The sequence below is a fragment of the Ignavibacteriales bacterium genome, from assembly GCA_026390775.1.
In the GTDB taxonomy this organism is placed as follows: domain Bacteria; phylum Bacteroidota; class Ignavibacteria; order Ignavibacteriales; family Melioribacteraceae; genus Fen-1258.
This window is the reverse complement of record JAPLFF010000007.1, coordinates 603,525-617,050: the sequence shown is the minus strand read 5'-3', so window position 1 is coordinate 617,050 and position 13,526 is coordinate 603,525. Positions and strand designations below refer to the sequence as shown.

The window sequence follows — 13,526 nt, the reverse complement described above, 5'->3', positions numbered from 1 at the left end:
TTCTTGATCTTGATGATGGGGAAGAGTCAATCGTCTTTTATGTTAAAAAATGCCAGCATTGTAATGGCACTGAAGAAGACGAAAGACGATTACAGTTTTTCTGCTTTCCGGAAATTCTGATGTAAAAAGCCGGTAACAACTTTTTCTTATTGAATTATTATTATGTGGGAACTTTATAACAATGATATGGGTTATACCAATATATGTTACAACATTATTACTAATTCGTGATAATTTCATAAACAAAATAAAGAGGTTAAAATGCAACATCTTCGTAATACAGTAATTCTTGTCTTATTCGCTGTTTTATCATTAAATGCTCAAACTAAATGGAATACAGATAAAGCACATTCAAAAGCTCAATTTACAGTCACACACTTAATTATCTCTGAGGTTACCGGAGAGTTTAAGACATTTGATGTAAATGTTCAGGCATCAAAGGATGATTTTTCAGATGCTAAAATTGATTTCTCCGCTGATATAGCAAGTATCAATACCGATAACGAGAAAAGAGATGCTCACTTAAAATCGGATGATTTCTTCAACGCAGAAAAGTTTCCTAAAATGACTTTTAAAGGAAAATCAATGAAGAAAATCGACGAGAAAAATTATAAGCTCGTTGGCGATCTTACAATCCGCGACGTAACAAAAGAAATTACTCTTGATGTTATTTATAACGGAACAATTCAAGCATGGGGACAAACAAAAGCGGGTTTCAAAATTAAAGGTGAAGTTAACAGACTTGATTACAATCTTAAGTGGAACGCTTTAATGGAAGCAGGCGGTGCAGTTGTAAGCAAAACAGTTTATATCACAATTGATCTTGAATTACAGAAATCATAATGAAACTTGAACAAGAAATAAAACAGCCCAAATTTAGAAATGAATATCATAAGCTTGCCGTTAATGTACTTTACACTAACGGCTGGCTTGTTAATTTGTATTCAAATCTATTTTCTAAGCATGATATTACAAGCAATCAGTATAACATTCTTCGAATTCTCCGCGGGCAATATCCCAATCCCGCAACAGTAAACTTGTTAAAAGAAAGAATGCTTGATAAAATGTCTGATGCATCACGACTTGTTGAACGGTTGCGCATAAAAGGATTTGTTAAACGCGATCTCTCTTCAAAAGACCGTAGATGTGTTGATATTATAATTACCGAAAAAGGACTACATCTTTTAAAAGAAATTGATAAGCTAAATGATAAACATGATTCATTCCTTAAAAACTTATCTGAAAGCGAAGCTAAAAAGTTAAATAACTTGTTGGATAAACTCCGCGATTGAGTAATGATTTTTATTTTTTAATATTAGCCCTCTAAATGAGGGCTTTTTTATTTAACATTTTTTAACTCTTACATCATTCAAGTTAATTGGTTTAGAAAGCACTTCCTTTTATTTTTGGATGTGTTCATCTTTATAAAAATAACTCAGGTGTTGCTATGAAAAAATTATTATCTCTTCAAAAATTATCAATTGTTTCTTTACTATTTGTTTTTGTCTTTGCGTTTCAATTAAGCGCACAAGTAATTAATCAAGATACAGTTAGATCACAAAAACTTGATACCGGAAAAATGTGGACGTTCGAGTTTCCTCCATTTGATTATTTAGAAAAAACTTACGGCTTTAAAGCAACTCAAGAATGGTTTGATGATGTTCGCTTATCAGCACTTCGCATTCCCGGATGTACCTCATCATTTGTTTCTGAAGACGGTTTGATTATGACTAACAACCATTGTTCACGAGGTACAAGAAGACAGATCCAAAAAGAAGGCGAAGACCTTGCTGCTACCGCTTTTTTTGCACCGACATTAGCGGATGAAAGAAAAGTACCAAACTATACTGCCGAACAATTAGTAATGCTCAAAGATGTTACAAAAGAAGTTTTATCTGCACAGCAAAATGGAAAAGATGAGAAAGAAAAAATTGCTCTTCGCGATGAAAAGATGAAAGAATTAAAAGATCAATATGAAAAAGAAACTAAATTAAAATGTGATGTAATTTCTTACTACAACGGAAGTTTATTCTTTGTACAAGGATTCAAAACTTATACTGATATTCGTTTAGTATTCCAACCTGAAGAACAAATTGCTTCTTACGGCGGCGATCCTGATAATTTTACTTATCCTCGATATGACCTTGATTGCACTTTCTTAAGAATCTACGGTGATGACGGCAAACCAATTAAATCCGAACATTATTTTAAGTGGAGCCAAAACGGTGCTGCTAACGGAGAATTAGTTTTTACAGTTGGAAATCCGGGCTCCACAAATAGATTGAGAACCGTAGCTCAATTGGAATATTTGCGCGACATTCAATATAGAAACAGTGCTTACTTATCGGATAATGTTTACAATCGTCTGGAACAGCTAAAATCTGTTAATCCGAAAAATGCAGATGAATACGTAAAAAAGATTTTGAAAAGAAACTTCAAAAAGTTGTTTTTAATGATCCGGAACTAAATAAACAATACGGACATGTTTGGAAGACAATTGAAACTACACGAAACGAACTTAGAAAAATTGAACCAAAGCTGGCAGGTTATTCCGTTAATCCTCAATATTTTTCGCGTTACTTACAAATAGGAAATGCTCTCGTTTCATATGCAAAATATCAAATGCTTCCTGAAGAAAAGAAGAAAGAATTAGAAGCTCAAAGACAAAGAGCAGGTGGATTTGGCGGCGGACAGAGAGGTGGCGGAAATCAACAACAGGGATTTAGAGATAACCTATATCCGGATAATTTTGACAACTTACTCGAAGAAGCAAAACTCGAAATCAATATTGATTATATAACAATGAATCTTGGCAAGAACGATGTTGCTGTGGTAAAAAACTTTGGTAACAAAGCAGGAAAAGATGTTGCAAAAAGTTTGATCGCAAAATCACTTTTCAAAGATAAAGCTGCAGTACAAGAACTTTTCAAAAAAACTCCTGAAGAAATCTTAGCACTCGAAGATCCCTTCATACAATTCTACGCTAAGAATTATGATCAGCTTGAACCGTTGAGAACTCAACAAAAAGAAATTATGGATACTGAAAATATTGCATTCGGATTGCTCGGACAAATTCTTTATAAGACATACGGAACATCCATTACTCCCGATGCTAACAGAACTTTAAGATTGAGCGATGGTCTTATGAAAGGTTATGAATACAATGGAACAACAGCGCCAATTAAAGCTACCTTCTTCGGAATGTATGATAGATTTTACGGCTTTGAAGGGAAATATCCTTTCAACTTACCGGATAGATGGAAAAATATTCCTAAAGATCTTGATCTATCAACGCCGGTAGATTTTGTTGCAACAAACGATATCGTTGGTGGTAACTCCGGAAGTGCTGTGATCAACAAAAACGCAGAAGTTATCGGTCTTGCATTTGACGGCAATATTGAAAGCTTGCAAGGCAATTTTATTTATTTACCGACGTTCAATAGGACTGTGGCTGTGGATTCAAAAGGAATGTACGAAGCAATTAAGAAAGTTTATAAATTTGACCGTCTTGCAGATGAATTAAAAGAAGGAAAAATGAAATAATAAAAGTTAAATTTTAGAAACCCAATTTCTTTAAGAAATTGGGTTTCTTTATTATGAAACTTTTTTATTAGTTTTCACTTGTTATTTGGGAGAGAAAAAGAAAGGGAATTAATGCAATCCGATGTAACCGTCACTTCACCGTGCAATAATCATTGTATTATGAATGCTACTAATAATTATTGCGATGGATGTTTTAGGACGATAGAAGAAATTGTTCATTGGTCTGTTTATTCCGATGAAGAAAAAAAGCAAGTATTGCAGAAGGTTGAAAGAAGAAAAGTATCTTTAACGAAAGAAAATAAAAATTAAATTTTGTTACGCAACTAACTTTTTGCAGAACGCTGATTACTGGCAGCAGACAACTTCCTCTCGTAAGCAAAATCAACAATCATCTTCAAAGTTTTCTTATAAGAATATCCGGCATGTTTTGCCGAACGCATAAATCCTGCACCTTCCTGCAGATCGGGATTTGGATTTACTTCCAGCACATAAAGTTTGTTATCTTCCTTTGAAAGACGCATATCAACACGTGCATAATCACGGCATCCTACAGTACGAAAACATTGCAGCGCCATACTTTCAGCTTCGGCGCGGGTTTTATCAGGTAATTGTGCCGGGCAGATCGGAATTGTTTTATGGTATGCCTCATGCTGAGGATCCCACTTAGCCTGGAAACTTACTATCGGATATAAATTATCCGGCATATTTGAGAAATCAATTTCACTAATCGGAAGAACTTTAGGATCTTTATCACCAAAAACTGCAACGTTTAATTCTCTGCCGAGTATAAATTCTTCTACGAGAGCAGCTTGATTGAAAGAATTGAAAACATATTCAACCCGCTTCTTTAGTGTATCTACATTATTTACAATTGAATCGTTATCAATTCCAACACTTGCATCTTCCAATGCCGGTTTAACAATAAGAGGATAACGCAAACCTAAGCGGAATGAACGCTCCATGTTTTTAATAATTTTATATCGCGGAGTACGGATACTGAGTGAACTTAATATTCTTTTGGTGAGAGTTTTATTTTGGCAAGTTCCAAGTGACATAGGAGGTGCACCTGTATATGCGATACCCAGTAATTCTAAAATTCCAGTAAAACTCATTTCTAATCTTGGCTGATCTTTGAAAAGTTCTACCAGATTAAAAACGACATCCGGTTTATTTTTTTCATAATCTTTAATAAAAAGCTGGAGATTATCCATAATATTAAGCGTATAAGCTTCATAACCGGCTTTTGTAAGGGATTTAGCCATATACTCATACTCGGAAATGGGGTTATTCTCATCCATTCCGAATACGGGTTTGAAATCCAAATCCTTTGTACGAACCTTCTTAGATTGATAAATCTCGGGGTTAACCTCATTGAATACTACAGCTACTTTCATTCAGCCCTATTTTTTTTTTGCAAACTAAACAAAAATGTTTTGCATATCAAAAGTTTTGTTATTTTTGCGCCACATATGATAAGGAAGGATTTAGTAAAATGAGTTTTTATCCGCAGCCTAACAAATATCAATGCGGACCATTTGCGTTGAAATATGCTCTTGTTATGTTAGGTGTTTTCAAAGATGAAGATCAGATTGGAGTTATTGCCGGCAGTACATGGTGGGCAGGTACTGATGAGTTTGGTCTTGCACGTGCTGCTAGAAGATTCAACTGCAGAATGAAACATTTTCAATCCAGCAATCCCGATGATGCACGCCGTATGTTGATCCAACACTTAAAGAAAGGTTATCCGTGTATTCTAAGTGTAAAAAATTGGGAACATTGGTGTACGGTTGTAAGTTATCAAAAAGGAAAGTTCGTTGTTATAGACAGCGAACTGGATAAAGTTGTTTCCGTACAAACAACTTCACGTCTATTAAGAAGATGGAAGTATGTAGAGGAAGATACCGGAATAATTAGTTATGACGGCTACGCTTTGATTCCGAAAATTAAAACAATAACACATGCGCAATTCACACCGGAAAAAGCCAAGCTTCTTATGTATGATAAGAATGAAGATATAGCAAACAAATGGGATCAATACACAAACGACTTAATAAATATTTGCAGACCGCGTACTAAGCTAAGTCAAAATATCATTACGTTTTCAGAGTTTCTCCGCCGCAACGAACAGAATTTAATTAAACGTGTTGCTAACTGGCACGGTGAACCGACATATTCCGAACTCAAAAAAATATTATCCAACATGAAGTTTATTGCCGATGTTTATGATTTTATCATTCCCGAAGATGAAGAGAAACGTGCGACGATTGATATTGCATCGTTATTGATGATGTATTCTTGCGGTAAGTATGGAATGAATCCAATATATTAATTGAGAACCTTGCAGGCATGTTGAGAATTGCGAATTAAAACTTTCATTTATAACTAACCGTTAACAACATGAACCGTCATTCCAAAATATTACAAAGAGAAAGATCAGCTTTACTTGTGATTGACATTCAAGAAAAACTTCTTCCGGTTATTTATGAAAGCGAACGTGTTGTTGAGAATGCTATTAAACTTATTAACGGATTCAAGATTTTAAATTCGCCCATTTACTTTACCGAGCAGTATCCGAAAGGATTAGGTCCAACCGAACCGCGAATTAAATCAGCGCTGGAAGAGAGAAACGCAATACATAAAATGTCGTTCAGTTGTTTTGGTGCAGGTAATTTGTTTGAAGAGTTGAAAAGTAAAAGTGTTCAGCAAGTTGTTGTTTGCGGAATTGAATCTCATGTTTGCGTCATGCAAACAGCTCTGGATTTAATTGCAAACGAGTTCCAAGTTTATGTAGCAGCCGATGCGGTTTCTTCCCGCCGTAAGTTTGATTATGAAATCGCTCTTGAAAGAATGAGATCGAGCGGAGCCGAGATCTCATTAACGGAATCTATTTTATTTGAAATGTTAAATATTTGCGGTACGGATGAGTTTAAAGCGATATCAAAATTAGTTAAGTGATCACTTCAAAGATTTTTTAGGGTATTCTAACAAAATAATCTCACCGCAGTTCCTCTCAACTTCACTCCATGAATTTACTTTTAATTCTATTCCAACTACTGCACAAGTCGGCAACTCCGGTAGAAACTTATTACCAAGAAGGTTTGCAGTGTTTGATAACCCGGGATTATGTCCGAAGAGCATTACTATATTATACTCGTCATTTATTTTCCGGATAGTTGTTATTAAATCGCGCATAGCAGCTTCATAGATTCTTTCATCATTTATAATTTTATTTTTATTGTAATGAAATTCATTGGCAAAGATTTCTGCTGTAGATATAGCACGGACAGCAGGACTGGAAATGATTAAATCCGGAATAATATTTTTCCCCTTAATCAATTTAGCCATCAAGGGAGAGTCTTTTAATCCGCGATCGTTCAATGATCTCTGAAAGTCCGATAGACTTGAATCATCCCAGCTTGATTTAGCATGGCGGATAAGATAAAGTGTTTTTGTAATTGGCATATTTAGGATTGAATGAAAAGTTAATCAATATTATTGGTGATTTGTTGAAGTTGTTCATTAAGCAGACGAAGGTTTTCTTTTTTTTGATCAGTGAAATTTCTTTTTGCATAATCCGTGTGGAAATTTTGATTTTTTACAAAATCAATTGTCTTTACTAACCAATCCTGTTCACTAAGTTTATGCCCCAGATGATTTTCAAACTCAACTCTATATTTATCATTCCGGTTAAAGAATATTTCTTTGCCGAAATGAAAAAGATCTGCATCGCATAATATTTTTTCAAATTTATTTTTTGGTTTTTGAGGGATCTTAGTTGCAAGAATAGCTTCAATTATTATTTTAATCTTGTTTGAAGGATATTGTAATTCAGTTAAAAATTTTCGCGCATATTCAACGCTTACTTTTTCATGTCCATCTGTTTTTTCAATATATCCTACATCATGGAACCATGCAGCGATCTGGACCATTTCAAGCTTGTCTTCAGAAAGTTTTTCGCCAATTCCAATTTCGATGGCTGATTGAACAACTTCTTGCGTATGATTCACGTCGTGATAGAAATTTTCGACGAGAGTTCTTGTAGTAAGAATTGACAAAACATAAGTACGAGTACTGTTCAAATAAGATTTTAGCATTAATCCGCTTTCGATGAATATTTTCTTATAAGCAATTTAAGAAAATATAAATAAGTGTAGAATAAAATTATTGGCTGATTCTTCCTAAAAAGATATAGAAGGTTATCGAATTAAATTTCTATTCATTTTTATATTAACTTTGTAAAAACTTTTTGAGAAAATAATGAAATCGTTAAAAGGAAAAACTGTTTTTATTACCGGCGTGACTTCCGGGATTGGAAAATCTTGTACGTACGCTTTTGCAAATGAAGGAGCTAATCTTATTATAAGTGCAAGAAGATTAAATCTTGTTAAAGAAATAGCTGATGATATAATTAAAAAGTACAGTGTAAATGTTCATCCAATAAAATTAGATGTAAGCAAGCGTGATGAGGTGAATAAAGCGGTTGGTTCTCTTCCTGCAGAGTTTAAAAAAATTGATATCCTCATTAATAACGCTGGACTTGGACGCGGATTAAATAAATTTTACGAAGACAATCCCGATGGCTGGGAGGAAATGATAGACACCAATGTTAAAGGATTACTTTATGTTACAAATGCAATTCTTCCTCAAATGATTGAAAGAAAAAGCGGACACATTATTAATATTGGTTCTATAGCCGGCCGCGAAGCTTATCCTAAAGGAGCCGTTTATTGTGCAACTAAACATGCTGTAGATGCAATAACACGATCACTTAGAATGGACGTTATTGATAAAAACATTCGCGTTAGTACTGTAGATCCGGGATTAGTTGAAACGGGTTTCAGTAAAGTAAGATTTTATGGCGATGAAGAGAAGGCTAAGAATGCTTATAAAGGACTGAAACCTTTAACAGGCGATAACGTTGCTGAAGCAGTTGTATTTACTGCAACACGTTCAGAACACTTTAATGTTGCACAGATGATTTTATTTCCAACTGCTCAGGCATCAACAACTATATTTTATAGAGAAGAATAAATAATATCTTAAAAAATGTTTTTGAAAAACACATTGTGTCCCCATTACTGAGAAATTTTCTGTTCTTATTTGTATATTATGGTTGAAATTATTGTCACTAATATTCTTTTCTTTTTTTTCTTCACTCGGTAAATAATAGGAGGTACAGATGAACGTACAACCTATAGCCGATCCCAAAACTCAGCTACAGTGGGTCAATCAACGCAATAAAACTCAAAAGCAACGCGAGGAATCTTTAATGAATATCGAAGATGGAATTGCTTTTGTAACTGATTTTTCTTCACCGGCTGATAATAATCAATCGTCTCAATCTTCAAAAACTAATTCTGAAAAGCCTGTAAAGAAAAACAGACGACTATCTTATACTTCTGAGAACTGGATAGGTTAATTAAAAAAATGAATGATGGATAACCTCTTTACTAATTGAATTAATTCCTAAATAGGAAGAAGGAAATATTTTTAAAATTTATTAACTAAGATTGCGGCCGAAAATTTCTTAAAGAAAACCAAATCTAAAAAAATCAAACAAAGAACATACTTAGATCACCTGCCCCTTCTCTAATTATTTCAGGTTCTTCGCCACTTAAATCAACTATGCTTGAAGGCTTTCCTTCTAAAGCACCTGCTGATAACATCAAATCTATTTGTGAATTAAATATCACTTGAATCTCGAGCGGATCAAATAAAATTTCTCCCTTCCGTGTTGTAACGCTAGTGCTTACAATTGGATTGCCAAGTTCAGTAGCAAGTGTCAAAGCAATATTATTATTTGGAATTCGAATACCGACAGTTTTTCTTTTAGTCCAAAGTTTTTTTGGAACTTCATGTGCTGCAGGTAAAACAAAAGTATAAGGTCCGGGTAAAAGCTTTTTCATTACTCTGTAAGCATAATCCGATACTTTTGCATACTTGGCAATATTTTTCAAATTAGGACAAATAAAACTGAACAATTTTGTTCCGGCATCTTGTTTAATTGCATAAACTCTATCAAGAGCTTCCTTGTTGAATATATCACAACCAATTCCGTAAACAGTATCGGTCGGATAAATTATCACTCCGCCGTTCTTCAATACTTCTACCGCTTTATTGATAAATCTCATTTGTGGTGTTACATGATGTAATTCATAATATTCCATTAGCGGCTCCTTCTTTTTAATTTTTCTCTCTGAATAAATAATTTCATACGTATGATAAGAAGTTCTTTATAAGGTGTGTTATGAATCTTTCTTCCTAAAAGAAAGAAGTTATTTGCAAATTGTCAATAGAAATTTGTAGGAAAAATGAAATTCATTTTAGAAATTTACTATCATGACAAAATTCAAAAACATATCACGCTCGGTTGTTATACTTGGATTGATCAGCTTCTTCACTGATTTCGCAAGTGAGATGCTTTATCCAATTACTCCGATCTTCTTAACCGCTGTTCTCGGTGCTTCAATGTCGGTAGTTGGATTGATTGAAGGAATTGCAGAAGTAACTGCGGGATTTTTAAAAGGATATTTCGGAACTCTTTCGGATAGAATAGGCAAACGCTCAATCTTTGTTGTAATCGGTTATAGTCTATCGGGATTAGTAAAATCATTACCGGGACTATTAGCAACGGTACCAGCAGTAATCTTTTCCCGCATTGTTGATCGAATAGGAAAGGGAATCCGTACAGCACCGCGAGATGCACTTCTGGCAAGTTATGCAAATGGAAATTCAGGAGCTGTTTTTGGTTTTCATAGAGCTATGGATACGCTGGGCGCAGTTGCAGGTCCGTTGGTAGCACTTTTACTTCTTTACTTTTTTCCCGGTAAGTATTCATGGATTTATCTCTTCGCAATTATTCCGTCATTATTTGCTATCGGATTTACTTTTGTGGTGAAAGATGCAAAAGGAAGTGTCAAAAATTCTAAGAAAAAAGTTTACCGCGAGTTTTGGAAAGCTGCACCTCGAGAATATAAAATGTTACTTCTTGCACTCACTGCGTTTTCACTTGTTAACAGCAGCGATGTTTTTCTAATTCTAAAATCGAAACAAATAGCTCACTCGGATATAATAGCCATTCTTGGTTACGTATTTTACAATTTAGTTTACGCATTCGCATCTTATCCGGTTGGAATTTTAGCGGATAAGTTCGGCAAAAGAAATATTTTTATAATCGGGTTGATAATATTTTCCGCTGTCTATTTTGGATTTGCGATGAACGAAGATCATGTAATAGTTTGGCTTCTCTTTGCGTTTTATGGAATTTATGCATCATCAACCGAAGGTGTATCGAAAGCTTGGGTTTCTGATCTTGTACCGGATCAATTCCGTGGTTCTGCAATTGGTTTACTAACTGCACTTTCAAGTTTTGCCATAATGTTTGGTTCACTTTTTACCGGAGTTCTGTGGGATAAATTTGGAGCGCAAGTACCGTTTGTTATTTCATCGATTGTCAGTTTTGTTATTGCAGCCGTTTTATTTTTTCTAAGGAAAGACTAAAGCTCTGCGGTCTTTGCTGTTAAAAGCTTTAACGCTAGAATGCGCTAAGTTCGCAGAGTACTGAATCAACCTTTCATTCTCAAATTCCAATTTGCTATTTTTACCAATGTTTAATAAGATTTTATTATGATGAAAGAAAAATTAGCTGTCGTTGCTGTTAGCGGAGGAATGGATAGTTGTGTTACCGCAGCGATTGCGAATCAAACATACAAACTCGCACTCATTCATATAAATTATGGGCAGCGCACCGAAAACCGCGAGCTAAAAGCATTTTATGAAATTGCTGATTTTTACAAAGCGGAAAAAAGATTGGTAATTGATTTCGAACATTTTACAAAGATCGGTGGCTCGTCTCTTACTGATAAATTAATTGAAGTAGCTAAAGCGGATCTTTCAAATAAAGAAGTTCCAAGTTCGTACGTTCCGTTCCGCAATGCTAATATTTTAAGTGCATGTGTAAGCTGGGCGGAAGTAATTGGAGCAGAAGCAGTTTTTATCGGTGCTGTTTACGAGGATGCAAGCGGTTATCCGGATTGCCGTCCGGATTTCTTTGAAGCATTTGAAAAAATGGTCGAACTCGGCACAAAGCCCGAAACAAAAATTAAAATTACTACGCCGATAATTCATTTTTCAAAAGCCGATATTGTGAAGAAAGGAATTGAATTAAAAGCGCCGTTACATTTAACCTGGTCATGTTATCAAAATGAAGATGAAGCTTGCGGTGTTTGCGATAGCTGTGCTTTCCGTCTCCGCGGTTTTCAGCAAGCGGGAGTGGAAGATCAGATTCCGTATAAAGTAAAACCGAGGTATTTTTAATTGAGAATTGAGAATGGCGAATTGAGAATGCAGAAAGAACTTGTTTTATTATTTACATGGAGTTAAAATGAGTGAATATATAACAGAAAAACTAGAAGTTGATGAATTAGTATATGCTATAAATGTTTGGGACGTTCAGACATTAGCTAAAGAAAGAATAGGAAGAGAACTTGATTTTCATGAAATGAACGCTGTTAAAAAAGGAATTGAATGGGGATTTTTTGATTGGGATGATGTAGTGAAAGTTGCGATCGATGAGACAATTCGCGAAAGAAACAATCACATTTAATCATAAATCATAAGCTCAAGTATGAAAAACAATAATTCACCAACAGACAATTTAGTTGAAGAATTTCTGGAACAAGCAAGAAGCCTTCATGCGAATATAGAACCTATTAGAGTTTTACGTGCAAGAGTTTTTAAAATTGGTGGAGCTAACATTCTTGTAAGAGCTGCCACTATGCTGACAACTCAAAAATATTTTTTTGGTATCAATTATATAACATTGGAAGAAATGGCTAACCTTGAAAATCCATTTATAGTTTTCATCTGTGGTTCAATGGAACGGTGCATATTTATCCCTGCTCAATTATTTTTCAATTACCTATCAGAAATAAGTCACGACAGAAATGGTGAGTATAAGATTAATATTGATAATGAATTTAATATTGTTCTAAAAGGCAGGAACAATAGACTTCGTTGCACAGAATTTGTTAATTCCTGGAATTTGCTTTTGAAACCAGAGTCAATTCAAAAGTCAAAAAGTACAGCGGAGGAAAGCATTCATGCTGTTTTACAGGGAAGATTGATTGAGGTTGGAAACATTAGAGGTTATAAAACATTTTGCCCTGATAAATCAAAATCATTTAACAATAAACCTCTGTCTGAAATATCTTCCATCAAGACTTGTCCAAGACTTGAATTTGCAAATTATGATGTACTCCGAAATATTGATGTTATTTGGTTTACTGAAAAGCGAGAAAGTCTAATTCCTGAATATGCATTTGAAGTTGAACTGTCTACTGGTACATGGTCAGGTGTTGGTCGCCTTGCAACACTGATTGATTATCGCCATGTGCGCATGTACGTAATATCTAACGACACAAAAAAGTATCAACAAGTAATGCATTCCTTTGCTGATTATACTGAAAGATATTCACACGTGACAACAGATAATTTAGGCGAGCTATATTCAGCTGAATTAAATCTTAAAAAACTCCGATTTGATGTTGGACTGTAATATATATTATTGATTAACTGTTAAATAGGTACACCATGCTTAGCAAAACAAAACTCTTAGAAACATTCCCAAATCCAAATCCGGAAAGAGATTACACAATAATTCACACAGCACCGGAGTTTACTTCACTTTGTCCTAAAACCGGGCAGCCGGATTTTGCTACAATAATTTTAGAATACATACCCGATAAGATTTGTGTTGAACTAAAGAGTTATAAGTTTTATCTCCAATCTTTTAGAAACGACGGAATCTTTTTCGAAGCTGTAACAAATAGAATTCTTGATGATCTTGTAAAAGTTTGCAAACCGAGATACATGAAGATCACTGCAAAGTTCAACACACGAGGCGGAATTTCATCGGAAATAATTGCAGAACAGAAAAGAAAAAAACTTAAGAAAAAGTTTGTATGAAGAATGATGATTTGAAA

At 34.5% G+C, this 13,526-nt stretch carries 16 protein-coding genes and 1 pseudogene; 13 read left to right on the top strand and 4 right to left on the bottom strand.

What is annotated here, in order from left to right; translation table 11 throughout:
* Window positions 1–261 precede the first annotated feature (261 nt).
* The 4 genes and pseudogenes from NTZ27_07935 to NTZ27_07920 all read left to right on the top strand — a co-directional run bounded on the left by NTZ27_07935 (window position 262) and on the right by NTZ27_07920 (window position 3,852).
* Window positions 262–843 (top strand): YceI family protein, encoded by a 582-nt coding sequence (locus NTZ27_07935; GenBank protein MCX6174661.1) that lies wholly within the window; start codon window positions 262–264, stop codon window positions 841–843.
* The gene (locus tag NTZ27_07930) at window positions 843–1,292 is read left to right on the top strand and encodes a MarR family transcriptional regulator (protein MCX6174660.1); all 450 of its coding nucleotides are present in this window, start codon (window positions 843–845) and stop codon (window positions 1,290–1,292) included. Before NTZ27_07935 ends, NTZ27_07930 begins: the two co-directional genes overlap by 1 nt.
* Window positions 1,293–1,579: 287 nt before the next feature.
* Window positions 1,580–3,543, top strand: a pseudogene (locus NTZ27_07925) (S46 family peptidase).
* A 111-nt stretch (window positions 3,544–3,654) separates the two neighbouring features.
* On the top strand, window positions 3,655–3,852 hold the full coding sequence (locus NTZ27_07920; GenBank protein MCX6174659.1) for a DUF1289 domain-containing protein: 198 nt from the start codon (window positions 3,655–3,657) through the stop codon (window positions 3,850–3,852).
* A 14-nt stretch (window positions 3,853–3,866) separates the two neighbouring features.
* Here NTZ27_07920 and NTZ27_07915 read toward each other — a convergent pair whose 3' ends face one another.
* The gene (locus NTZ27_07915; protein MCX6174658.1) at window positions 3,867–4,937 is read right to left on the bottom strand and encodes an ATP-grasp domain-containing protein; all 1,071 of its coding nucleotides are present in this window, start codon (window positions 4,935–4,937) and stop codon (window positions 3,867–3,869) included.
* A gap of 98 nt (window positions 4,938–5,035) precedes the next feature.
* Between NTZ27_07915 and NTZ27_07910 the strand changes: the two genes are divergently transcribed.
* Together NTZ27_07910 and NTZ27_07905 are read left to right on the top strand one after the other, a co-directional pair.
* Complete coding sequence (locus tag NTZ27_07910; protein ID MCX6174657.1) at window positions 5,036–5,872, top strand: cysteine peptidase family C39 domain-containing protein; 837 nt, start codon at window positions 5,036–5,038, stop codon at window positions 5,870–5,872.
* 68 nt (window positions 5,873–5,940) lie between these two features.
* Window positions 5,941–6,498 (top strand): hydrolase, encoded by a 558-nt coding sequence (locus NTZ27_07905; protein ID MCX6174656.1) that lies wholly within the window; start codon window positions 5,941–5,943, stop codon window positions 6,496–6,498.
* Here NTZ27_07905 and NTZ27_07900 read toward each other — a convergent pair whose 3' ends face one another.
* Both NTZ27_07900 and NTZ27_07895 read right to left on the bottom strand, forming a co-directional pair.
* The gene (locus tag NTZ27_07900; protein ID MCX6174655.1) at window positions 6,499–7,005 is read right to left on the bottom strand and encodes a histidine phosphatase family protein; all 507 of its coding nucleotides are present in this window, start codon (window positions 7,003–7,005) and stop codon (window positions 6,499–6,501) included.
* A 20-nt stretch (window positions 7,006–7,025) separates the two neighbouring features.
* Window positions 7,026–7,637 carry an HD domain-containing protein gene (locus NTZ27_07895; GenBank protein ID MCX6174654.1) on the bottom strand — a complete coding sequence of 204 codons (612 nt, stop codon included), beginning with the start codon at window positions 7,635–7,637 and terminating at the stop codon, window positions 7,026–7,028.
* A gap of 163 nt (window positions 7,638–7,800) precedes the next feature.
* On the opposite strand from NTZ27_07895, the gene NTZ27_07890 reads away from it, so the two are divergent.
* Window positions 7,801–8,574 carry an SDR family NAD(P)-dependent oxidoreductase gene (locus tag NTZ27_07890; protein ID MCX6174653.1) on the top strand — a complete coding sequence of 258 codons (774 nt, stop codon included), beginning with the start codon at window positions 7,801–7,803 and terminating at the stop codon, window positions 8,572–8,574.
* A gap of 148 nt (window positions 8,575–8,722) precedes the next feature.
* Window positions 8,723–8,962: a hypothetical protein gene (locus NTZ27_07885; protein MCX6174652.1), complete on the top strand. Its 240-nt coding sequence runs from the start codon at window positions 8,723–8,725 to the stop codon at window positions 8,960–8,962.
* Between the two features lie 133 nt (window positions 8,963–9,095).
* Here the strand turns inward: NTZ27_07885 and NTZ27_07880 are convergent, their stop codons facing one another.
* Window positions 9,096–9,710 (bottom strand): L-threonylcarbamoyladenylate synthase, encoded by a 615-nt coding sequence (locus NTZ27_07880; GenBank protein MCX6174651.1) that lies wholly within the window; start codon window positions 9,708–9,710, stop codon window positions 9,096–9,098.
* Window positions 9,711–9,882: 172 nt separating this feature from the next.
* Here NTZ27_07880 and NTZ27_07875 point away from each other — a divergent pair, with 172 nt between their 5' ends.
* The 5 genes from NTZ27_07875 to queF all read left to right on the top strand — a co-directional run bounded on the left by NTZ27_07875 (window position 9,883) and on the right by queF (window position 13,509).
* Window positions 9,883–11,043: an MFS transporter gene (locus tag NTZ27_07875; GenBank protein MCX6174650.1), complete on the top strand. Its 1,161-nt coding sequence runs from the start codon at window positions 9,883–9,885 to the stop codon at window positions 11,041–11,043.
* Window positions 11,044–11,169: 126 nt separating this feature from the next.
* Complete coding sequence (queC, locus tag NTZ27_07870) at window positions 11,170–11,859, top strand: 7-cyano-7-deazaguanine synthase QueC (protein ID MCX6174649.1); 690 nt, start codon at window positions 11,170–11,172, stop codon at window positions 11,857–11,859.
* A 67-nt stretch (window positions 11,860–11,926) separates the two neighbouring features.
* Window positions 11,927–12,148, top strand: coding sequence for a hypothetical protein (locus tag NTZ27_07865; GenBank protein MCX6174648.1), 222 nt, complete (start codon window positions 11,927–11,929; stop codon window positions 12,146–12,148).
* Window positions 12,149–12,169: 21 nt separating this feature from the next.
* Entirely contained in the window at window positions 12,170–13,099 is a 930-nt protein-coding gene (locus tag NTZ27_07860) for a hypothetical protein (GenBank protein ID MCX6174647.1), read from the top strand.
* A 35-nt stretch (window positions 13,100–13,134) separates the two neighbouring features.
* Complete coding sequence (gene queF / locus NTZ27_07855) at window positions 13,135–13,509, top strand: preQ(1) synthase (protein MCX6174646.1); 375 nt, start codon at window positions 13,135–13,137, stop codon at window positions 13,507–13,509.
* Window positions 13,510–13,526: the final 17 nt, after the last annotated feature.